Origin of the sequence: Listeria farberi, from assembly GCF_014229245.1 — a bacterium.
Lineage (GTDB): Bacteria > Bacillota > Bacilli > Lactobacillales > Listeriaceae > Listeria > Listeria farberi.
Window position 1 is genome coordinate 1 of the sequence record NZ_JAARZJ010000014.1, and the last position, 22746, is coordinate 22746.

The 22746-nt window shown below is 35.9% G+C and carries 15 protein-coding genes and 1 pseudogene; 7 read left to right on the forward strand and 9 right to left on the reverse strand.

Annotated elements, in window-relative coordinates:
- Positions 1 to 226 precede the first annotated feature (226 nt).
- On the forward strand, positions 227 to 6304 hold the full coding sequence (locus HCB45_RS12235) for a LapB repeat-containing protein (RefSeq protein ID WP_185317977.1): 6078 nt from the start codon (positions 227 to 229) through the stop codon (positions 6302 to 6304).
- A 247-nt stretch (positions 6305 to 6551) separates the two neighbouring features.
- On the opposite strand, the gene HCB45_RS12240 is transcribed toward HCB45_RS12235, so the two are convergent.
- Positions 6552 to 7019: an Rrf2 family transcriptional regulator gene (locus HCB45_RS12240; protein WP_484497185.1), complete on the reverse strand. Its 468-nt coding sequence runs from the start codon at positions 7017 to 7019 to the stop codon at positions 6552 to 6554.
- A 115-nt stretch (positions 7020 to 7134) separates the two neighbouring features.
- On the opposite strand from HCB45_RS12240, the gene HCB45_RS12245 reads away from it, so the two are divergent.
- Entirely contained in the window at positions 7135 to 7980 is an 846-nt protein-coding gene (locus HCB45_RS12245; RefSeq protein ID WP_185317979.1) for an SDR family oxidoreductase, read from the forward strand.
- A 37-nt stretch (positions 7981 to 8017) separates the two neighbouring features.
- On the opposite strand, the gene HCB45_RS12250 is transcribed toward HCB45_RS12245, so the two are convergent.
- Positions 8018 to 9286, reverse strand: a complete 1269-nt coding sequence (locus HCB45_RS12250) for a condensation domain-containing protein (protein ID WP_185317980.1) — start codon at positions 9284 to 9286, stop codon at positions 8018 to 8020.
- 136 nt (positions 9287 to 9422) lie between these two features.
- On the opposite strand from HCB45_RS12250, the pseudogene HCB45_RS12255 reads away from it, so the two are divergent.
- Positions 9423 to 9925, forward strand: a pseudogene (locus HCB45_RS12255) (DUF2004 domain-containing protein).
- A 42-nt stretch (positions 9926 to 9967) separates the two neighbouring features.
- Here HCB45_RS12255 and pbp4 read toward each other — a convergent pair.
- Positions 9968 to 12004 (reverse strand): penicillin-binding protein PBP4(5), encoded by a 2037-nt coding sequence (gene pbp4, locus HCB45_RS12260; protein WP_185317981.1) that lies wholly within the window; start codon positions 12002 to 12004, stop codon positions 9968 to 9970.
- A 170-nt stretch (positions 12005 to 12174) separates the two neighbouring features.
- Here pbp4 and HCB45_RS12265 point away from each other — a divergent pair, with 170 nt between their 5' ends.
- Positions 12175 to 12477, forward strand: a complete 303-nt coding sequence (locus tag HCB45_RS12265; protein WP_185317982.1) for a hypothetical protein — start codon at positions 12175 to 12177, stop codon at positions 12475 to 12477.
- A gap of 138 nt (positions 12478 to 12615) precedes the next feature.
- Positions 12616 to 13545: an LCP family protein gene (locus HCB45_RS12270; protein WP_185317983.1), complete on the forward strand. Its 930-nt coding sequence runs from the start codon at positions 12616 to 12618 to the stop codon at positions 13543 to 13545.
- A gap of 46 nt (positions 13546 to 13591) precedes the next feature.
- Here the strand turns inward: HCB45_RS12270 and HCB45_RS12275 are convergent, their stop codons facing one another.
- On the reverse strand, positions 13592 to 14140 hold the full coding sequence (locus tag HCB45_RS12275; protein WP_185620065.1) for a DUF4240 domain-containing protein: 549 nt from the start codon (positions 14138 to 14140) through the stop codon (positions 13592 to 13594).
- Positions 14141 to 14373: 233 nt separating this feature from the next.
- Here HCB45_RS12275 and HCB45_RS12280 point away from each other — a divergent pair, with 233 nt between their 5' ends.
- The gene (locus HCB45_RS12280) at positions 14374 to 15099 is read left to right on the forward strand and encodes a DUF2238 domain-containing protein (protein WP_003721237.1); all 726 of its coding nucleotides are present in this window, start codon (positions 14374 to 14376) and stop codon (positions 15097 to 15099) included.
- A 40-nt stretch (positions 15100 to 15139) separates the two neighbouring features.
- On the opposite strand, the gene HCB45_RS12285 is transcribed toward HCB45_RS12280, so the two are convergent.
- The 5 genes from HCB45_RS12285 to HCB45_RS12305 form a co-directional block, all read right to left on the reverse strand.
- Positions 15140 to 15805, reverse strand: a complete 666-nt coding sequence (locus tag HCB45_RS12285; RefSeq protein ID WP_185317985.1) for a YoaK family protein — start codon at positions 15803 to 15805, stop codon at positions 15140 to 15142.
- 20 nt (positions 15806 to 15825) lie between these two features.
- On the reverse strand, positions 15826 to 16581 hold the full coding sequence (locus HCB45_RS12290) for a DUF4866 family protein (protein WP_185620067.1): 756 nt from the start codon (positions 16579 to 16581) through the stop codon (positions 15826 to 15828).
- Positions 16582 to 16698: 117 nt separating this feature from the next.
- Entirely contained in the window at positions 16699 to 18858 is a 2160-nt protein-coding gene (locus tag HCB45_RS12295; RefSeq protein ID WP_185620069.1) for a transglutaminase TgpA family protein, read from the reverse strand.
- Entirely contained in the window at positions 18855 to 20003 is a 1149-nt protein-coding gene (locus HCB45_RS12300) for a DUF58 domain-containing protein (protein WP_185620071.1), read from the reverse strand. The genes HCB45_RS12295 and HCB45_RS12300 overlap by 4 nt, the downstream gene beginning before the upstream one ends.
- A gap of 4 nt (positions 20004 to 20007) precedes the next feature.
- Positions 20008 to 20955 (reverse strand): AAA family ATPase, encoded by a 948-nt coding sequence (locus HCB45_RS12305; RefSeq protein ID WP_185317989.1) that lies wholly within the window; start codon positions 20953 to 20955, stop codon positions 20008 to 20010.
- A 155-nt stretch (positions 20956 to 21110) separates the two neighbouring features.
- Here HCB45_RS12305 and HCB45_RS12310 point away from each other — a divergent pair, with 155 nt between their 5' ends.
- Positions 21111 to 22706: a PucR family transcriptional regulator gene (locus tag HCB45_RS12310; RefSeq protein WP_185317990.1), complete on the forward strand. Its 1596-nt coding sequence runs from the start codon at positions 21111 to 21113 to the stop codon at positions 22704 to 22706.
- Positions 22707 to 22746: the final 40 nt, after the last annotated feature.

The window sequence follows — 22746 nt, forward strand, 5'->3', positions numbered from 1 at the left end:
TTTTAAAGGATTGGATTTATTTGGCTATAAATAGATTTTTTTAAATTCGTTTTAATTTAGTTTTAACAAGGGATATCAATTTATATAAACTTCATTGTTCACTCATTGTTCACATTTCTACTTTTTTCATAGGTTTTGTATGAAATCACCTCTATTTAATGACAAATTCCATATGTATAATAAATAGGAATGAACCTACAATATGTAGAATGGGAGGAAAAATAAATTGATTAGAAAAATCTTTATAGGGATTTTATCTTTTACTATCTTAATACAAACTGTGATTGTCTCAAACCATAGTATTGTTTATGCAACTACTGATGAGCAGCAACAAGAAGCTATTAAGTTAGAAAAAAAATCAACTAATAATGAAGCTGATAATAATACAATTGTTATAAAAGGAGCTGTGAAAGATAAAGAATATAAATTATCTTTACCAAAATCTTTTAGTTTAGATGAGAAAAAGACAGGAAAAGAAGTTGAATATGACAAAGGAAAAAATGAGCTAACAATTATAGGTACAGGCGAAGAAATAACGTTATATTTACTTCCTTCTCAAACAGGAACATACGAATTAGAACTAAAAGAAGGGGATAAAGTACAAGCAAAGTTAGAGTTAGTTGTTAAAAACGTAGATGAAGAAGTTGCAAAAACAGTCAAAAAATCAAGTAGACAGTTACTTGGTTCATCTATTTCGGATAAATTATTTCTTCAAGCGGATTCAAGTAAAGCTACATTAGCTAATTATACAGAACAAATAACTTTTAACTATTCTATTAATTTTCTAGATGGCTCTTCAACATTGAAAAACGGTAAATTAGTAATAGACTTTAATAACTCTAATCTTGAATTAGTGAATTATCCTAAAGATACAACAGCAAATAGAAATATAAAATCAACATCTTATAGTGCGCTTACAGGTAAATTAACCATTAACTTAGTGGATAATATATCTAGTGGTGCTCCATTTGATATTCCAATCGTTGTACGAGCTGGTTATGGTGCAAAGCCAGGAGTACCAATGGACCTAAAAGCTACACTATCAGGTGAGAACAGTGCTGGTGACACCTACACACCAGAAGAAAAAACAACCACAGTTAATTTAGAAGAAAGTAGCACCAATTTAGATTACAGCCCAATTACAGCAGGTGATAATAGCTGGGAATTTAATATGAAAGAAATCGCATATTCACTTAAGCCAGGTGGATATTCCATCCAATGGCCTGAAATCCAGAAGAAAAGTTTGGAAAATAAAAGTTTCAAAAATTTAAAATTAGAATATCTTAAAGAAAATGGTGGGGATGTTATATCTATTAATACAGCAGATCCTTACGTAATTAGATTCGGAGAGCCTTATTGGTCACAGCTTAGTACAGTTAATGGTAAAGCAAATGTACTTGTTAATGATGATGAGAAGCAAGTAGTCGAATATGGACCAATTAATGCTAATATTTACAAAAAAATACAGGTATCAATGGCAGCGAAAATACCAGCAGATGCGGTTAAAGGAACAGTTTATACTGGTACGGTGAATGTATATGATGAAGATGTTTTAGTAACTTCCATTAAAATTAAGAGCGAAGTGGCTGACTCAGCTACTTCAATAGCTGTCGATAGCAAAGTTTCTAAAACAAGTATATCAGAAGGTGATGTAATAGAATGGGGATTCATGCCTAGAATATCTTCTGCGGCACCAGGTGTAAATGATTTAGAAATTGTGGCACCAATTCCTGAAGGGATTAAAGCATTATCTTTCACTCCTAATAATAACTCAATGGCAAGTATGAAAAAATTAGAGTATTATCAGAATGGTAAATGGATATCAATGGCTCCTCAAACATCTAGTGGTTGGGATTTTTCAAAGATTGACCAGTCAGTTAATCGCATTGAAAAGTTAAAGCTTACATCTAGAGATGGAATTATTAATGATAAAGATATGCCGCCTTATACTTATGGCACAATTCGAATGCAGAATATTGGTGTGAAAGCAGGAGAAACTTTTAAACTCCAACCAGAATCTATCACCTATACAGACTCTGACAACACGAGTAAAGCAATTGATACAACTACAAGTAGTTATGAAAAGAACGTTCAAGTAGTAGAAAAAACTTCTGATCCAGCGAAAATAAATGGCGAAGTTTTCTTATCTTCAAATGCTGGTATTTATGGCAAAGGATTTGAAAGTACAATTTTCTTTAATGGTGACAAAATTGCACAGTCAGTTCGCTTAGGCTCATTTGGAAGTAAACTAGAAAATCCATATATTTTTGTAGTAGTACCAAAGGGTATAGATGTAGAAACTAAGAGAAATTTCATTCAACAACCTTATAGAAGCACATTAAATTATACGTATGCTCCTTCTAATGGAACGGATACGCTTTACCCTAAATCTAGTGCAGATGTTCAAGGACAAGAAACTTTATCAGATGGTTCCACATTGTATTACTGGGAAGCGCCAGATACTGGTTTAGCAGCAGGCATGGAAAGTTGTGAAATGTTAGCATTAGATTTACTTTTTAAATTAAATAAAACAAACAGTGGCGCTAATAAAGTAGAATTTGGTATGGGATCAATGACTGATTCCAGCTGGAATTTAAATGGCGCTGCTAATTCAGGACTTGAAACAAAAGAATTATCTAGCGAATTACAATCTAAACTTCCAGGAGTAACATCTACTAAATACTTGTCTACATCGAAGGTAGCTGAAGTAGGTGTATCTAATAGCCTTGCAACTAAAATGAAAATTAAAGGAAGTCAAGATAACGACTTTGTTGATGTTAGTACAAGTACAGCTACTACAATTCCAGGTAAAAGAGTAGATTATAATTTAACATTTGAAAATAATGGTACAAGAAGTATGAATAACTTGGAAATTATTGATATACTTCCACACATTGATGATCAGTATGTTTTAGGAACTGGTCCACGTGGATCGAAGTTTTCAGTTATCCCGACTAGTGAAATCGAAGTTCTTGTTAATGGAGAGAAAAGTGATTCAGCAACTTTAGAATATTCAACAAGTAATACACCTGAACGTTTCGATACAAACGGGGAGAATGTAGCAGGCGATCCTTGGCAAATCTCGGCTCCAACAAATATGACTGATGTGAAAAGTTTCCGAATTAAACTACCGAATACAGAATTCAAAGTAGGGGACGAAATCACACTAAATTTTGAAGCAATAGTTCCAACTGATGCTCCAAGAAATGGTGAAATGGCGTATAACTCGATTGCTTACCGGATTGACAAGGAAACAAGCTCTGGTACAAGCAAATTAGCATCAGAACCTCCACGTGGGGGAGTAAAAAGTACAAGTCCATCAACAGATTTAAACATAGCCGGTAATTCTTTTTCCGATCTTAACAAAAATGGTGTACAAGATGAGGATGAACTAGGGTTAAATGCTGTTAAGTTAGATTTATACAAAAAGAATAATAATGAATTTGAGAAAGTGGAAACCGTTTATACTTCCTCGGACTCTTTGGATAAAGAAAAAGGTTTATTTGATTTTAATGGCTTGAGTAATGGAACCTATAAAATAGCTGCTCATCTACCAAATAAAAACGCAGACTTTATTACTACTGGTCCATACAAAATCGTAAAAGATTCAAAAGATGATTCCATTGGTTGGGTAACTGTCAATAACTCTACAGAATTCACCATTGATGATTTGGCTAGCGGAAATCCTAAAAATCTAGTTGGTATCCAAATACCTATTTACATGTCAACACCTATTAAAGGAGCTGTTGTTTTTGTAAATAAAGACGGAGAACCAAAAATCACATCTTACGGTCAAGATTATGAAATAGCTTTATTTGATCAAGATGGAAAAGAAGTACAATCAGCAATTAAAACGAATAGTAAGGGAGAATTTTCTTTTGGCGATGTAGCTATTAAAAATCCGGCTAATTTTAAATTGAAAGTAACTGCGCCAACAGGAACGAATTTTGTCTATTCGGCCAAGAACCCTCTATTTAATATGTCTACCAATGAATATACTTTAAATAGTGTAGTTCCAGGTGTGGGTGGAGTAGCAGAAATTTATATTACTGAAACTAGTAAACCAACTACAAAAATTATACTAGATAGGGAAGTTACTCCAAGTGCGATTACAATTGAATCAAGCGATGAAGCGACAGAAGTAACAAATGAATGGACATTAGAAGATAGTAACGGAACAGTTATTTATTCCGGAACTGGAAATACGATTCGTATTCCAAACGATGAAGGAACGTATATAGCTAAAAACACAGCAACAGATGAAGCTGGAAACACGGCTTCCGATGAAAAAACGTTTGATATCGATTATACAATTCCAACATTAACTGTTAATCAAGATTCATCTGCAGAAGTGAATAGTACTGAAGCAAATATTGATTGGATTAAGCCATTAAATGTAGTAGCAACAGATACGCATGATGGAAATATCACGCCAGTAATAGACTATAGTAAAGTTAAATGGGATGTACTTGGAACATATCCAGTTACTGTTACAGCAACGGATGCAAGTGGTAATAAAGCCACTCAAACAGTAGATTTACGCATAGTAGATACTATCGCGCCTACAATTATAGTAACGAATAATCCATTAACTTATTCTATCGAAAATATGCGGAAATTAACTGAACAAGGATTGTATACAGCGGCAGGACTTATCGGTGGAGATAATTATGATTTAGCACCAGGTCAACCAGTCCAACCAAATAAAAAGCCAATGGTATTTACTAGTAACTTTAGTACTATTTTTAGTGATATCACTAGTGTGAAAGCTGGGCAATATCAAGTTCAAGTAAATTTAGCAGATTCTAGTGGAAATCAAGCTATTCCACAAACAATTACTATTAATGTAGTAGATACTGTAGGGCCTGTAATTAAAGCAGATAATGTGTCTTACCACGTCAATACAACAAAAACAGAAGCAGAATTCTTCCAAGATGCTCGTTTAGATGTGACAGATAACAATGATGATACAACTGATTTAATTATTACTTCTAATTTTGCTGAAAAAGTAAACTTGAATAAGCCTGGTAAGTATGAAGTAACCATCACTGCTACAGATACTGCGGGTAACCAAACAACAAAAAAAGTAACGGTTGAAGTAAGTAAGGATAAACCAGTTATTACTGCAGATCCAAAAATAAGTTATCAAGGAAAAACAGAAGTAACCGAAGCTAACTTTTTAAGTGATATCCATGCAGAAGTAACAGATGAATTATCTAGTGATGTTAAAATTACTAGTGATTTTGCAGAAAAAGTAGATTTAAACAAAGCAGGAACATATACAGTTACTTTAAATGCAGAAGATGAATACGGTAATACTGCAGAACCTGTAAAAGTGTCAGTAAGCATCTTTAATAAAATCGCACCAACTTTCAAAAATGCTGATAATAAAACAATCGAAGCAGTAAACGAGTTACCATCATTAGAATCTATATTTAATATTGAAGCAACAGATTATCTTTCAGGTAATAAATTAAAAGTAACTTATACACCAGAACAAACAATTAAAGGCAATGTTCCAGGTGAGTATTCTATTAAAGTAACAACGAAAGATGATTCAGGCAACACAGCTGAAACAACTGTTACTTTAACAATTAAAGATACAACTGGACCAAGCATAGAAATGAGTAAATCAACAAACAAATTAGAAGTACAAAGCAAAGAACCGAATTGGTTAACTTTCTTTGGAGTAAAAGCGACTGATATTGTTGATGGTGATGTTACAAAAAATATTATAGTAGATAGTAGTGAAGTTAATCTTAATAAAGTAGGAACTTATCCTATCTACTTTACTGTTACTGATGCACTTGGAAATAAATCCAGTAAATTAAAAGGCACAGTGCAGATTGTAGATACAAGTAGCCCTATACTGACCATCGACAAAGTAGAAATTAGTTATCCAAAAGGAAAACCAGTTTCTGATAAGCAATTTTTGCAAGATATTGGTGCCAAAGCTACAAATAGTTATGGAACTGTAACAATAACTACTAATCTAAGTGAAATTGTTGATTGGAACACAGCAGGGCAGTATAAAGTAACTGTAACGGCGACAAATTCATCTGGAGGCGTTGATAAGAAAATTATTCTATTAACAGTCAAAAAAGATGATTCATCGTTTATAGTAACACCAGGTAAGAATAATAATAACAAACCAACAAAAGATCCAAAAACAACGAAATCAACAAAAAATATGCCGAAAACAGGAGATACTTTGAATACAGAGCTAATTTTCATGGGTGTTACGTTGCTATTTGTTGGAGGATGGATGTTCTTAAGAAGAAAAACAAAAGTAAAAACAAAGTGATTCATCATAATAGTAAGATTCAGTAACTATTGGAAGAATGTAGTAAGATTCAAAAGTTAGACCTAAAAACCGATCAGATAAATCTGGTCGGTTTTTTATGCGGTCATTCATGATATTGGAATAGCCCACAATCAAATTTTGCTTTGATTCAGTAATGTTTTTTGTATAGTTTCATTTAAAAATACGCCCCCGGAGTTAGATTTTTTGGTCTAACTAAAGGGACGCACTACAGTGTGTATGTTCGTTTTTACAAATACTTAGTAATAAACTCGCTGTTCTGCGGTCGATCTTTGCTTTCCAGTACAGAAATATCATGGATAATACTATCTAATTTAATTTGATCCATTTCAAGTTCTATTTTTTGTTGGAGTAGTTCATATTTACTTGAAAGTACTTGTTGGATATTGGCTCCGACGATGCAATCTGGGTTTGTTTTTGGATCAACATGAATTAAATTCGTATTGCCTTCTATACTCTTATAAACATCAAGCAGTGAAATATCTTCTGGCGCTCTAGTAAGAATCGGATTCGCTTTACCGGTTTGTGTGGTAATTAAATCAGCTTTTTTTAAATTACTCATAATTCTTCTAATATTAGCAGGATTTGTTTTGACACTACTGGCAATTATTTCGCTCGATAACAAATTCGTATTTTTAAAAATTTCTATATAAGCCAAAATGTGGATAGCATCACTAAATTGGATGGAGTATTTCATTTTATTCAATCCTTTCAATGTTTCTTCTTGACTTATCTTATCATAATGTTTATTATAAAGGTGTAAATTATAAATGTACAGCTTAAATAATTAAAATTTTGAAGGAGTGGTTTAAATGACTTATTTAGTAACTGGTGCAACAGGTGGACTTGGTGGTTATGCTTTAACTTATTTAAAAGAATTGGTTCCAATGTCTGATATGTATGCTTTAGTTCGCAGTGAAGAAAAAGGAGCGGATTTGAAAGCAGCAGGATTTAATATTCGAATTGGTGATTACGGTGATGTAGAGTCAATGAAACAAGCATTTGCAGGGATTGATCGTGTGTTGTTTGTCTCTGGTGCTCCAGGAAATCGTCAAGTAGAGCACGAAAATGTAGTGAATGCTGCAAAAGAAGCAGGAGTTTCTTATATTGCTTACACAAGTTTCGCAGACGCAAATAATTCCACTAGTGCTCTAGCGGCGGATCATATTTTTACTGAAAAAGTAATCAAAAAATCCGGAATTGCGCACACTTTCTTGCGTAACAACTGGTACTTCGAAAATGAAATGCCAATGATTGGTGGCGCTTTGAATGGTGAAAAATTTGTATACGCAGCTGGAAACGGAAAAGTGGGCTGGGCATTAAAACGCGAATATGCAGAAGTAGCTGCAAAAGCTGTTGCAGGCGCTGAATTCCCAGAAATCCTTGAACTATCTGGCCCACTAATGACATACGCAGAACTTACAGAAGCATTAAAAGAAGCTACTGGAAAAGATTTCGAAGTCATTTCTTCTGATGATAAAGGATTTGTAGAAAATTTAGTTTCTGTCGGATTACCACAGCCTGTTGCAGAAATGTTTCTATCTTTCCAACACGATATTAAGAATAATCAATTAGATGTTGTTTCTAATGATTTTGAAAAAGCATTAGGAAAACCATTGACAAACCGCGGGGATGCACTTCGGGAATTGTTGAAATAAAATAAAACAGTCTACCTTGGTCGAGGTAGGCTGTTTCTTATTTAAAAGGAAATTCCGAAATCATCTCCTCCAAAAATTCTTTCTGCCAAGCGTGATCTTGCATAGTACCATGCAAATTAGTACTTAGTGTCAGCTCATTTCGGAAAGTAGTAGCGGCGACTTGGAAAAACGGTGCATATTTTAAAGAGCCGCAAATAAAACAATCCTTTAAAGTGATTCCTTTAAAAACGAGTTTCTTTTCGTCAATAATTCCGATATTCGTAAAACTTGTTTTCGGAATAGAATACATTTTTCCAGAAGCTTTTTTTGCGAAAATGTAGCGCTTTTTCTTGAAAATCAGTTCCAATAAATAATAAATTCGCAGAGGGGCTAAGCTGTTTTTTTGTGAATTGAGCGATTTTTTGACGGCTTGGAGTGTACTTTCGAAAGACGTTAGGTCGTCATCTGCGCTAATTTGGCATGTAATATTGGCGGTTAGATTGGTAATTCCGCTACTGGTTTTACTTGGCAAATACTTGCGGAGATCCACCGGGCAATCAATGGAAAGCTCATGTTCCCCTGTTGTTTGCAGAACGGTGCGCGCCATTGCGGCAAAAAGAACGTCATTCACCGTCGCACCGTGCTCTTTTGCATAGTGGAGGATTTGCGAAAATTTCTCTTTTGGTAGTTTAGTCCAAATAACTTTTGGATTTTTCGGGTCACCTTTTAGTGGAAATGTTGGATTTTTGATGGATTGTTGCTTCGTTTTTTCAGTGAAAATCGTTTTTATTTCTTTGCGTGAAAATTGCTCGAAAACTTGTTTTAAACTTCGCGAACCTAAGCTCAAATTCGCATGGTAATCTGGGTTTTCTAGCAACTTAGAATAAAGTTCGCTCAGCAAATATAGATATTCCTTAAAACCAGCGCCATCCGCTAACATATGATTCATTATAATAACAAGCTGATCGGCGCTCTCAGTCCGAACAACAGTAAAACAAATTTGTGGACCATTTTCAGTAGATAGTTTTGCAATGAGTGCGCGATTCACTTCGGTTTCTGGCGCCTTTGTTTCAACGAGGAAAACCAAATCCTCCTCAGAAAAAACACTTTCTTGCCAAAAAGCACCTTTTTTTGTTTCCTTAAAATGGCAAAGAAGTAGCGGAAGTTTTTTAGTAGACTGCATAACTGCTTTTTTTAGAACGTCTATATTTAAATGACTATCAAATGTGAGCACAGTATGCAAATGGTGGTCATTTTTCATTTTTTCTCCAGAAATATAATGTTTAACATCAGAAGGTTCAGCGGGATAACTCGTGATTTTTACCATGGGGTTTCCTTCTTTCTTCGGTTTAAATAGTTGTTACTAGTTTCCCTGAAAGCAGAACTGTGAAACTAGTTGCTATTTCAATTCTGGCTACGTATACTGAACGTATGCTAGATAATATTTTTAGGAGGCACTTAACATGACAAACAGAACATTAACTACCAAGTTGTTAGGAACAGTACCTTATTCGGACGAAAAAGGCACTATGATGGATGCTGTAATCCTTTTAGATGGTAAAGAAGTGACAATCGACTTTAATATTTCGAGAAACTTACTTCAGAAGATTATTTTAAAAATATCGTTACTTTAACGGATCAAATTCCAGAACTTTACTTAAGAGCAAAGAAAACTATTTTAGCGCAATTTGCAGTGAATGATACGATTATTAATTATTTTGAGTTTCATATAGAAGAATTAACAGAAGACGTTTTAGAAGTCTCAGAATGTGGTGCAATAGAAAATATAACAAATGAAATATTAGTTGATAAATTAGTGCTATCAGGTGCTTGGTTTTCAGAAAATGCTAATAATGAGCTCGATTTAACATTCGATTTCAAATTATTACCAGAAGTTAGCGATGAACTTTTAGTTGTTCGTTTTAATACAAAAGGAGAAATTATTGAATTAGCTCATGAAAGTTAATAAAAAATCGCCATTCCATTTGAGAACGGAATGGCGATTTTTTTATTTATACATACCTTCAATAACTGGTTTTAACTTATCGATTACAAGTCCGCTACCGCCGCGACCTTTGACGTTTTCAATCATTCCTACCATGAGGTAATTTGGATTGTCGGCATCGAAGGCGTAAACAAAGCCATTTTCTAGACCATCTTCGCCTTGTTTTTCTTTTAGTTCGGCTGTACCGGTTTTGGCTGCGATACTATGACCTTGAATTTGTAGGGCGTGCGCTGTGCCGGCTGGGTCAGAAACAGTTTTGACTAAAGCCGCTTTGACTTGGTTAGCAGATGAGGCTTCGGTTGCTTGTGTTTCCTTGCCAGCTTTTTCTTTTGTATCTAGTTTTGGATAAGGCATTTTTCCGTCGTTAGCAATAGCCGAGTAAGCAATCGCTTGTTGAATTGGTGACATCAGTAATTCACCTTGTCCGTAAGACGTATCAGCTAGTAGGATTTCTGAATTCAACCCGTCATTCGAAATTTGTGCTGGTTTCATCGTGAAAGGTAAGTTATATTCCTTATCAAAATCAAATTTTTTCAAGCCAGCAGTTAGTTTATCTTTGCCAATTTCTAAACCTTCTTGGGCGAAATAAATGTTATCAGAATGCACAAGTGCGTCCGTCATATTTACTTTTGGAACATCATGGACACGAGTAACAAAGTATTTGCCCCATGAAGCATCTTTTTGCCATTTTAATCCAGAAATTTCACGGACTTTATCAGGTTTTGTAATTCCAGTATCCAGTCCAATCGTTGCGGTAATCGTTTTAAAAGTAGAGCCAGGTGCGTAACGATTCGCGTACCTTGCTAAGAAAGGTAGGCGTTCATCGTCATTGTATTTTGCGTAATCTTCGGAAGTGATTCCTAATACCATCTGATTTGCATCATAAGAAGGTGTGCTCACTAATGCTAATAGTTCGCCGTTTGTTGGATTAATCATTGTTACAGCGCCAGTTTCAGAGCCAAGGCTATCAAAAGCTTTCTTCTGAACATCAGCATCAATAGTTAGTTTAATTTCTTCGCCGTCTTTTTTATCGATTTTTTGTAAAGTGTCTTCTTGTTTGGTTTGATCATTGATGATTTTGATTGCGCCGCCGTTTTTACCGCGCAATTGTTTGTCATAGTAACGTTCTAAGCCACTTTTTCCAATGACATCGCCAACGCTGAGTTTTGGATTTTTCTCAATATCTTCAGCACTAACTTCACCGACGTAGCCAATTAAATGCGATGTTGCTTCATTTAATGGATACGTCCGCATTTCTTTTTGAGCGTAAGTAAGACCTGTTGCTTCTGGAAGTTTATCTTTATTTAAAGTAACTAGTGGCACAAAACTATCTGCTTGTACCCATTTTTGGTCGAGTTGCTTGTTAATATAATCTGTAGAAATATCTAGTTTTTTGCTAATATCAGTAATGTTTTTAACTTTTTCATCGCCTTCACCAAGTTTGGAAGGAACAACACCAGCTTCAGCAAATTGCCCTGTTGTTGCTAGTGGTTTGCCATTTCTGTCAACGATTTGACCACGTTCTGCATCATCTTCTGTCATTCGAACCTTATCAGTTTTCACCATCCCTGGGAAAATTAGTGCCGGTTTCCAGTCGATTTTCCAGTCATCATCTTGCTTGGAAATAGTGGTTTTGTATTTTTGTGTAGCGAGTTTTCCGAGGCTTGTTCGCATTTCTAGTTCATATGTTAAGTTGAATTTGTTTTCTTTGTCATCATAGACTGACTTTAAATTTTTGACTTTAATATCTTTCGCACCAATTCCGTCGTAAACGGCTTGATACTTGTCTTCCATTTCTTTCTTTGTAAATTCTACTTTTTTCAAGGATTCACTTGAGACGCTACTCCCCAACTTGTCGTACTTTTCTTTAGCGATATTTGATGTAAAAGTTTCTGCGGCTGCTAAAGCGCTTTTTTCATCTTTATGCTGATTTTGGATGAAAAAATAAATGGCAATACCTGCGAGGACGACAACAGCAACAATACTTCCAATGATAATTGCTTTCTTGTTGTTACCTTTTTTCCCATTTAAATTGGCCATAATACACCCCTTAATTCATGTTTTATTCAACTAATTATACCAAACACTTCAGAAAAAGTTGAAAAAATTAAAGAAAACTTTAGATTTGACTGACATATTTTTTTCTAATTCATGTCATACTTTGTTCTTATTTGCTTGGTAAAGTAGTGGTAACGAAAGGATGATGTTGGATGGAAGAGATGGAACAGCCAGAAAAGAAGGTCATTATTCGTGGGAATGGTATCCACAATAAATGGAAGTGGAGCACGATTATTGTCAGTATTCTTTCTGTCATAATTATTAGTGTTTTAAGTTATCAGCTGTATTCAGTTAGTCAAAATACCCCGGAAAATAGTAATGGAACGATGCAAGGTCCTGGAGGAAGTGGTACCCCAAGTGGAACGCCCCCGTCTGGTGAACCTGGACAGGTGCCTTCAGATGATAGCTCGGACTCTGGAACTAGTGATAGTACTAATAGCGATAGCACTTTATAGAATGCACCCCAAGCCCTCTAAAACATTGTGTTTAGAGGGCTTATTCTAATCTTTAGAAAATCTTATGCAAATATCGCTCTCTTTTTTTGTCATTTTATTGTAATATGGAGGTAAGTTACAATAAATGAGGTGTGAAAAATGGCAAGACATGCACAAAAAAGAAAGGCACGTAAAGGTAGAATTTTTGGTACAATTCTTGTAGCCCTATTAATTTTAGTTGGTGTAGTTGCAGTTATAGGTTATTTTCAATATCAATCGAGCTTAAATGAAGCACAGAATGATAGTAAATTAAAAGAATACAAATTTAATGGAGTTAAAGCAGATGGCGACGCGATTAATGTACTGCTTATTGGTAGTGACTCTCGCGGCGCAGACCAAGGGCGTTCTGACAGCTTGATGATTGCGCATTATAATACGAAAACAAATACGCCAAAATTAGTATCAATCATGCGTGATACGTATGTGGATATTCCAGGTCATGGCAAAAATAAAATCAATGCTGCTTATTCATACGGTGGTCCAGAACTAGTCCGCCAAACGATTAAAGAAAATTTTGGTGTAGATGTGCAGTATTATGTGGTAGCTAATTTCGAAGGTTTCCCTAAGATTGTTGATACGCTTGCACCGGAAGGAATCAAAATCAACGCAGAGAAAGATATGTCGAAAAATATCGATGCAAACATTAAAAAAGGTGAGCAAGTAATGGACGGAAAAACACTTTTACAATATGCTCGTTTCCGTAAAGATGCAGAAGGAGATTTCGGACGAATTCGCCGTCAACAGCAAGTGTTAGAAGCCTTGAAAGAACAAGCTATTGATGTTGGAGATGTTACTAAAATTCCAGATGTCATTGGAAAATTACAAGGTTATTCTTCTACCAATATCCCGACCGGCACATTAATGTCAATTGGCGCAGATTTTCTACTAGGAAAAACAGAAACAATGGAAAAATTCGCTATCCCAGTTGAAGGGAAATGGCATAATGAGCGAATTGATGGTGCAGGAGCAGTTCTACGTTTAGATGACGTAGCCGCAAATGCGAAAGCTTTACAAGATTTTCTGAAATAAAAATAAAAACACGGAAGTCCGCATTACTGGATTTCCGTGTTTTTTATTAGAATTTGTCGTTGTCCCACCATTTTGCAAAAGTGTTTGGGCATACTTTTTTAATAGAATCTTCGTCATCTTCATCCCACTTAAAATCAATGTTAGGCAGTGTTACTTCCTCAAAATTAATTTTACTTGACGCTTCAATTTCAGCATCGTCATAGTCTTTGCCGAATTTGTTCTCAAATACATCCATCACTAAATAAGCTACTTCTTCATTTTCTGGATATTCATCTTCTGTTAATAAATCGAATTCGTGACAAAGCGTATCTGCATTTTCCATCGCAGCCATAAAAACCGCTTTTCCTCTCGTTAGCAACCAATAGCGGAAATAGTCAAATCCGTCATCACTGCAACCTCCTAATACTACATAAGCTACCGCCCAGAGTGACTGATTATAAGACTTTTTATGGTAGTAATTCCACCAATAATTATAACCAAAAAGTTCCTCTTTACTCAATTTTTCTAGTAATTCTTCCAATTTGCTGCCTTTGTCAGAGTTGTCGATAATATTCCAAAATTGTTCTTGTGTTAATAAAGATGATACTTTCTTCAATCGTTTTTCCTCCATTTGAAAGATAGATTTATTATGAGTTTAGTGTAACAAATTAAAAAATACTGGTAAAGCAAAAATAAAATAATATATGTGCAAACAGTAAATATAGATGATTTCAAACAGAAAGTTGCCTCAGAATAATGACGAAGAAGCGACAGACTTATTTTAAACTTCTTTTTTCGCTTCACATAGATTATAATGAATACATATTTTAAAAAGGGGTGAGACGCTTCATGAAGGACAAAACAAAGAAAAGAAAATGGAACTGGGCACAGATTTTAGCTATTTTTGTATTAGTAACGCTCGTAGTTTCGATGGTTTATGCAACGGTTAATTTAATTACAGCACCATCTGGCAATGTTCCAGAAGGACAACAAACAAAGGGCGACTACTCACTTATGCTTATGCAGTGTGTACTTGGAGTGGTAGTGCTATTCTTACCATCCATCATTAGTAAAAAAATGAAATTCGTCATTCCGAATGCGATGTATATTGTATTTATCGTATTCTTATATTGTGCCATTTATCTTGGCGAAGTACGTAGTTTCTATTATTTAATTCCTAATTGGGATACGATTTTACATACATTCAGTGGAGCAATGCTTGGGGGACTTGGGTTCTCTATTGTGAGCTTACTGAATAATGATGAACGGATTACCCTTTCGATGAGTCCGGTTTTTGTTGCATTATTTGCTTGTAGCTTTGCTGTATTCTTGGGTGTTTTCTGGGAATTTTATGAATTTGCAGCCGATAGCTTTGGAATGAACATGCAAAAAACGATGCTAGAAGATGGAACGATGCTTCAAGGTCATGCAGCAGTTGCTGATACAATGGGCGATCTGTTCGTTGACTTCCTCGGCGCTTTTGTGATATCTATCATCGGTTACTTCTCCATTCGCAAAAATAAAAAATGGATGAAGAACTTCGAATTTAAAAAAGTAGATGAAGAAGTAAAATAAAAAAATGCCAACAAAGTGAGAAATCATTTTGTTGGCATTTTTAGATAATCTTGCTTTCTCTATCAATAAACATCATCATAAAGGCGATAAACTGTAAAAATGCACAAACGAGAATGGCATATTGAGCAAATAGCTGGATAAAGAAATTCCCCACTACGGCACCAATAATAAAACTAAGAATAACCGAAAAATACAAGAAACTATTGTGAAGATATTGTTTTTCCTTGTACTCGAAATAATCACATAAGTTTTGCGTAGCACTTCGCAAATTCCCTATGCACATCGTCGTCGCAACCCCTCTACCATGCATTTTTCGGAAACTTTCTACCTGAATACCACATACAAAAGAGATGAGTGAATTGGCAATCAAATTATGAGCAAGTGGAATAAATGCGACACCAATCAAAATTACCGCTTCTATCAAAACAGAAAGCTGACGCCAGTGAAGACGCCTAATATCGCGCCGATGAATCACTTCAGATAATGCGATTCCGACCGTAAAAGAGACAATCGGCCAAAAATATTGAAAAGCGATAGTCCAGTTCCCCTCTGAAATATTAATTCCAAATAAAAGTATATTCCCAGTCTGCGCATTAGCAAATACCTGGCCTCTTTCAATGTAAGAGTAAGCATCCATAAATCCGCCAGCCAGTGCAAGTAAAAGCCCCAGCCTGATTGATTCTGAAATTTGTCTAGATCTTGCCATGATTTTTCATCCTTTTTGTCTTATTTATTAACCATTTGTTCGCGAAGAGCGTCAATTAGCTCATTAACTTGCTCAATATTTTGCAGCATTTTTTTCTCAAAATGGTGAATTGGAAGAAATACGCCAAGTTCATCTGCATTTTCTGATGTTTCTTGTCCATAGAAAATTCGGCTGGATGGAATGATTTCCTGTATATGCAAGAAAGTTTTCCAAATAAACGCATAGACTTCGGATTCAGTCATTTCTAGTTTTAAAGTATTTGGAAGGGAATAAAGCACTAGTATCCCTCTTTTTTTATTGATTCGTTTGGTGGAAATCGAAAAATCTGGCTCGTAGGAATGAACGATATCATCATCGTCTACTAAGAAAATCGTTGTTTCAAAGTGATGCAAATCCGATTGATAAATTTCTTGAAATTTTTCCTGTTCGCGGTTAGAAATATCGTCCTTTTTGGCTATAAAATTACCTTCTTTATCTGTTAAAAAGAACGGGTTATCCACTGTTAATTTTTTGGGAATAAGAAAAGCTTGTCTGAGAAGTTCGAATAGTGTTTTTCCGCATACACCTAACAACAAGGCGCTTACATCACTTTGCCTATAAGCCGACAAAATAATTTTGGCAAAAAGGGTATCATCTTTTTCAAAACCACGCGTCTCTTGATAGCTCTCTAAATTATCAAGAAATACATCTTTGAAACGTCTGCAAGCTGTTGGATTAGCCAATATCCGTTCGAAAAGGGGAGTGACATTTTGTTCTTTTGGGAAAATAGTTGTCATTTTCAAGTCTCCTTTATTTTATTCATGTTAATATTATCGCATATTTATGGTGAAAAAATAAAAATATTACATAAGAAAAAGCGCCATGAATCGTTCTGTAGGCGCTTTTTTCTCTGTTTATTTAGTTAAATGAGCGATAATTTGTTGAACAAGCTGCGTTTCCTCCGCAGTTATCACTTTTTCCGTTAAGTTATTACTATAGAGTTGTGCTTCATACATTTTCGTTAGTCGCGAGAATTCTGTCGTTGTCAAATCAGCATCTACTCTGGCACTAAAATGACGTAACGTTTCACTCGATTCGCGGATATAACTATAGGAAGCAAGAAGTTTCACGAGTCTATGATAGGTTTTGCCAAATTCCGGACTATTTCTCAGAGAACGAAGCAGTAAATAGCTACGGATTTTGCGCCTAAATATAACAGCCAGTGCGAGCAATACCACAACTAGTCCAGCAGGAATCCACCAAACCCAAGAAGGGATTTCGAAATTAGAGGTCGCTTTTTCTGTTTTAGTTTCTTCTTTTTTCGGAGTTTCCCCTGTGGAGCTGCTGCCGTTATCTTGTTCTGGTGTCTTATCAGGTGTGTTTGGTGTTTCCGGCGTACTCGTACTATCATTAGGCGTTTCGGGTTTATTAGCTGTTTCAGTTGTTGGTTCTTGGAAATTTTCGGGATTGGAGAATGTTGCTGTTGGCTCAAATGGAACCCATCCAGTTCCTGGGAAAAATACTTCCGGCCAAGAATGGGCATTGTTGTTTGTGATCGTGTAAGTCGTTTTAGCATCATTCTCTTTTTTCTCGCCCTCACCAGGTGTGTAGCCCTTGGCCCATCTAGCTGGAATTCCAAGCGAACGAAGCATAACTACCATGGAAGTAGAAAAATTATCGCAATAACCAATTTGTGTTTCAAATAAAAATTGATCGACATAATCCGCTCCCATAGGCGTTTCTTTCGCATCCTCTGTACTATAAGTAAATGTGCCAGAAGTGCTTAAATAGCTTTCGATTGCTTTCGTTTTGTCATAGATTGAATCGGCGTCTTTTGTTACTTTATTGGCTAGCTTTGTCACCCGATCTGGTAAGTCTTTTGGTGTTTGTGTATATTGGGAAACAAAAGCGTTAGAAAGTGTACTAAAGTCGGCGTTCTGCATTTTTTCAATGTTATAAACAGGTGTTTTTAATTGAACCGTGTAATTCTTGATTGTATCCACAGGTCCAACTCGCTCAATGGTTAAATTGGCACTGAATGAATCCACTGCACCATTAACCGCTTGCGTTCCATATGGATAAGGCATGTAATCACTAGAAGAAGCAAAACTAATTTCGGCTGTGTTTGTAGCACCAGTTGTTTGTTCTGTAAGTTGAATCGGGAAATTATCACCGGAAGAAAAAGATATGACATCCGCGGAATTTGCATTTGCCCAGCCGGTGCCAGTATAGACCGTTTTCGATTCTACGCGCCAATAGTGACCTTTTTCCGCTCGGGCCGTGAATACAGTAGCGTTATCCTTTTTGAGAGCACCACCAAGCGTTGTATCATCTTCACTATAACCAACTGTGCGTGTTGTATTAATCCCAAGCGCATTTTTTATCGTTGGTATTGGATCAGGGAAAATTGGTGCTTTTTTCGGAAGCATTAACGAACTAAAAACAAATACGGCCAGTAATAAAATCACAAAAATATGATAAAACAAACCATTACGTTTCAAGGAGTCCGCACTAATTCTATTTGGCGCTGCAATTCGACTTGCCAGTGCAAGATGAAGTAATAAAAATCCTTCTAATACAGTCCGGACGATGGCCCAATTACTGTTATAATCTGTAAAGGTATTAATAACCGCTAAATAGGCAACCGTTAAAACTAAAACACTCATAACCCGCTGTTTGCGCAGAATACTATAAGTAGTAATATAACTCAAAAGCCATAAAGCAATTAAAAAAACAATTAAAATAAAGTCCATAGAAATATCGGACGAGCGAAACTGTACCATATCTCTAAAACCATTAAAGGTGATTTGGAAAAAAGAACTAAACCAATTGCCTGCCAGAATACCACCTTTAGCGTAGTAAATTCCAGAGACGAAAATAATCATCACGATATGAAGTGGAATCGTCCAATAATATTTCAAACGGAGGAAAAAACTGCCGAGTGAAAGGGTTATAAATAAAATAATCCAGTTTGCTGTAGAGAGTTCTGTTAGTTCAGCGAATGGATAAACCCATTCAGAGATAAGTAAAACAGATAGAATAAATAGCATGACGAGCGTTAAATATCTTTTCATTGAGTTTCACGCTCCCATCTGCTTAGAAGACTTGCCGGCTCAAGGAAAATCGCTGGAGTATCCATCGCTTTAGAATGCTCTGATTGAAAAGTAATGATTTGCAGCTGTTTGTTATCTGTTAAACGAGTCACTTTTTGCATTAACATGGTATCTATGCACGGTGTAAACAGAAGAATCTTCTCGCCAGAATGTAAATTATTATCAAGCGATTCTTGCAGCGTTAAGTTATCTACCGGTGCGACTTCTGCAAAAGCAGTCGAAATATCCTGAAGCCTACTTGTACCTTTCGCTGGAGCAAATTTACTCGTTTGGTCACCTAAAAGTGTAACGCGAATTTCTCCATTGTCTTCGGAGATTTTGCGAATAAACGAATAAGCTGCCCGAAGTGATAATTCAAAATTGGGATGACTCGCTCCGTAAAAAATGACAGATAAACGCGATGTCGCACTATTTTCAAATTCTCGAGTCATCAGTTGATTGCTTTTAGCAGAAGATTTCCAATCGATAAGGGAAATTCGGTCACCCGAAGAAAATTCGCGCAAACTGTGCAAATTGCTGTTTTTCTTAAGCGTCCAATAAGCGGCATTGCGTTCATTTTCTGGAGAAGCTTCACTAATTTTTTCTAAGACATCGGGAAAATAGGTTGGATAAATAGTGAGCGATTTTTCGGAAGAAAGTTGGCGCGAACGCTCTAACAAACCGAATGCATCACTAGTTTCTACATCCACTGGCGGAAATGAATGAATCCCACGAACGCCTACAATTCCAGTAAGTGTCACCGTGAATTGCTTTTTAAAAAGCGGATATACTACTTGTTGACGAGCACTTATTTTACCAAAACTAGCGGGTATTTTTTGTTGGAATAGCAAATAACCTACTGGATAACGTGATTTTCGAGAGAATGATACTTGCATATCAATTAAATCACCATCATGGTAGGTATTTTTAACGAAATTTCGATTTACTTTCCACGCTTTTAATGGGTAAATCGAGGACAAAAGTAAAAATAACAAGATAAAACTAAAAAAGTAGGTTAAGAACCAGCTAGCTGTATCACCTTGAAATAGCGTATAAGCCCAAAGTCCAGCGTAAATAATTAGCATAATAATCCACCGAGATGCTAATAGGAGACGTTTTTTTAACATCTTGTTACCTCTTCTCTACCGGGACTGACGTGTTTTTCAGAATGGAAGCAATAATGGATTCGGCTGTTTCTTCATTATAATAAGCTTCAGACTTCAAAATGAGACGGTGGGTGAAAATATAAGGCGCTAAATACTGAATGTCATCAGGAATAACGTAGTCTCGGCCTTCAATAAGTGCGAAAGCTTGAGCAGCTTGCATAAATGCGAGTGATCCACGTGGACTAATCCCTAGCGCAACCGATGGATGTTTACGGCTCGCATCCACTAAGCGAATGATATAATTTTTTAAAACATCATCAATAAAGACTTGTTTTGCTTTATTTTTTAGCGTTACTAATTCTTCTAAGGTTACAACTTGTTTTGTTTGATCAAGTGGGTCTTGGTATTGTTTTAAAGTAAGTAGTTGCATTTCTTCTTCCACAGTCGGATAACCAATGTTGATTTTAAGTAAAAAACGGTCTAATTGGGCTTCTGGCAGTGCATAAGTCCCTTCATACTCAATCGGATTTTGTGTCGCCATAACAAAAAAAGGGTCAGCAAGTTTGCGCGTAATACCGTCAACTGTCACGCTGCTTTCCGCCATACCTTCAAGTAAAGCTGCCTGAGTGCGCGGTGCCGTACGGTTTATTTCATCTGCGAGAACAATATTACCCATGACTGGGCCTGGACGGAACTCAAATTCACGTGTTTCTGGATTGAAAATCGAAACGCCAGTTACATCTGCCGGTAATAAATCTGGTGTAAACTGAATTCGTTTAAAGGAAACTCCAATTGTTTTTGCTAACGTGCGTACCATCATTGTTTTACCAACACCAGGAACATCTTCAAGTAATACATGACCTCCTGCAAATAGGGCTGTTAAGCTTAATTTAACAACATGTCGTTTACCGACGATAACTTTTTCAACTTCATTAATAATTTCATTTATTTTAATGGATGGCTCTGTAGACATAATTTGCCTCCGTTTCTTTTCTTATGTTTTTAGTCAGAATATGTTTATTCATGGTTTAATGCTACTATAATAGGCCTGGAATGTAAAAGATTTAAGGTGGCATGGACTTTTCTAAAGAGATTGTTTACACTTAGAATAACTGGAGGTGGCGAACTTTGAGCGTAAAATTAGCAGATTTAATGAAACTACCATCTTTAAAAGAAGCGAAAGTAGTATCTGGTAAATCAGGATTATCTAAGCTTGTTTCGTCTATTTCTGTTTTAGAATATACAGAGGTAGCTCTTTTAGAAGATGATTTATTTGATAATGATGAATTTTATGGCAGTGAAATAGTTGTATCGGCTTTTGTAAATATTCGGGATGATGTCGAGGCGCAGTGTCGCACGATTGAACGATTACATAAGGTGGGTGAAGTCGCTTTAATACTTTACTATGTTGGAATATTTGTCCCTAAAATTGACCAAAAGCTAGTGGACTTTGCAAATGAACTCGATTTTACCATTATTGTTATGCCGGAAAATGAGATGTCGCTTAGGTATAGTGAAGTCATTTATGAGGTAGTTGAAGCTATTGTAAGGCAAGAAATGACTGATACAAACTTTGTAACTGAGTCGCTAGAACAAATTTCGAGTGTAAGACCACCACAACGAAACATTGATACGACACTGAAAATCCTATCTGATAGAACGCATGTCTCACTAGTTTTAACGGACAATTCCTTCCAAGTCATTAATTCCATCACTTGGCCACGGACCCGTCACTGGGATTTTGAAAGAGTCATTGAAGCATCAAAACATATAAACGAGCACGAACTTGTCCAGCTGACTCTAGACGAACGAGATTTTTATACAGCTAAAAGACCGATTTTTCAAGATGGCATGCAGGCAATGCACTTATTTATGATGAAAGAAAAAGGAGCATTAACCATCGATGTAGCTATGCAAATTAGCGAAGTTGTCCAAGTATTTATGAATTTATGGGGCAAAAATTATGTCGAAATTAGTACAACCGAACTAATGAAGGCTATTTTGAATGATGAAAGTGTCAAGATGCGCCGACTTGGAAAAATTCTAAATGTCGATGTTTCTTCTATTAAATGGATGTGGCTTGTAAAACCTGAAGCTGTTCGTGACAATGAACTAGTATTAAAGGAACTGAAAAGCTATGTTTCTAGTCACTTCAATGTTTCGCTGATTGATTTATTTGAAGATAATATCGTCGTCCTTCTAGATAATTCTGTCGCGCAACGAGACCGGACACATACGGCTCAAGCATTTGCTGAAATGATGCAGAAAATCGGAATAGCTTTAAAAATCACCGTTTGCCAAGGTATGGAACAAACATCAGATGTCCAAAATGCTTATTCATTAGTAAATGAATATAAAAATGCAGCGAATGCAATTTACGCTAATAAGTCGATATATTCGCTCCAAGAATTCGATTTTGCAGCGAAATGCGTCGAAATAGTTGGTCGAGGAGAACTTGCAATTGCGGAACAAATGAAACCGTTAAAACCTTTGGAAGAAAATGCTGAGCTGATTGAGACGCTTTCGGTATTTTTACTAGAAGGGGAATCGAATTATAACCAAGCAGCAGATATACTATTTCTCCACAAAAATACGATTAAATACCGAATTCAACGGATAAATGAGTTATTGCAATATCCAGCAACAAAAATTCCGGAGTCTTATAACCTGTATTTAGCAGTAGCAATTCGACGTTTGCTTGGCGAAACAAACAATAATAAGTAAATTTAGCGTAGTTTTTGTCTAAAACGACAAAGATTGCGCT

Bases quoted from the DNA above. Each gene is read 5' to 3' on its own strand.
- HCB45_RS12280 (WP_003721237.1), top strand. From the start codon at position 14,374: ATGAAGGACAAAACAAAGAAAAGAAAATGGAACTGGGCACAGATTTTA.
- HCB45_RS12270 (WP_185317983.1), top strand. From the start codon at position 12,616: ATGGCAAGACATGCACAAAAAAGAAAGGCACGTAAAGGTAGAATTTTT.
- HCB45_RS12250 (WP_185317980.1), bottom strand. From the start codon at position 9,286: ATGGTAAAAATCACGAGTTATCCCGCTGAACCTTCTGATGTTAAACAT.
- HCB45_RS12285 (WP_185317985.1), bottom strand. From the start codon at position 15,805: ATGGCAAGATCTAGACAAATTTCAGAATCAATCAGGCTGGGGCTTTTA.
- HCB45_RS12305 (WP_185317989.1), bottom strand. From the start codon at position 20,955: ATGTCTACAGAGCCATCCATTAAAATAAATGAAATTATTAATGAAGTT.
- HCB45_RS12295 (WP_185620069.1), bottom strand. From the start codon at position 18,858: ATGAAAAGATATTTAACGCTCGTCATGCTATTTATTCTATCTGTTTTA.
- HCB45_RS12265 (WP_185317982.1), top strand. From the start codon at position 12,175: ATGGAAGAGATGGAACAGCCAGAAAAGAAGGTCATTATTCGTGGGAAT.
- HCB45_RS12240 (WP_484497185.1), bottom strand. From the start codon at position 7,019: ATGAAATACTCCATCCAATTTAGTGATGCTATCCACATTTTGGCTTAT.
- HCB45_RS12300 (WP_185620071.1), bottom strand. From the start codon at position 20,003: ATGTTAAAAAAACGTCTCCTATTAGCATCTCGGTGGATTATTATGCTA.
- HCB45_RS12290 (WP_185620067.1), bottom strand. From the start codon at position 16,581: ATGACAACTATTTTCCCAAAAGAACAAAATGTCACTCCCCTTTTCGAA.
- HCB45_RS12245 (WP_185317979.1), top strand. From the start codon at position 7,135: ATGACTTATTTAGTAACTGGTGCAACAGGTGGACTTGGTGGTTATGCT.
- pbp4 (WP_185317981.1), bottom strand. From the start codon at position 12,004: ATGGCCAATTTAAATGGGAAAAAAGGTAACAACAAGAAAGCAATTATC.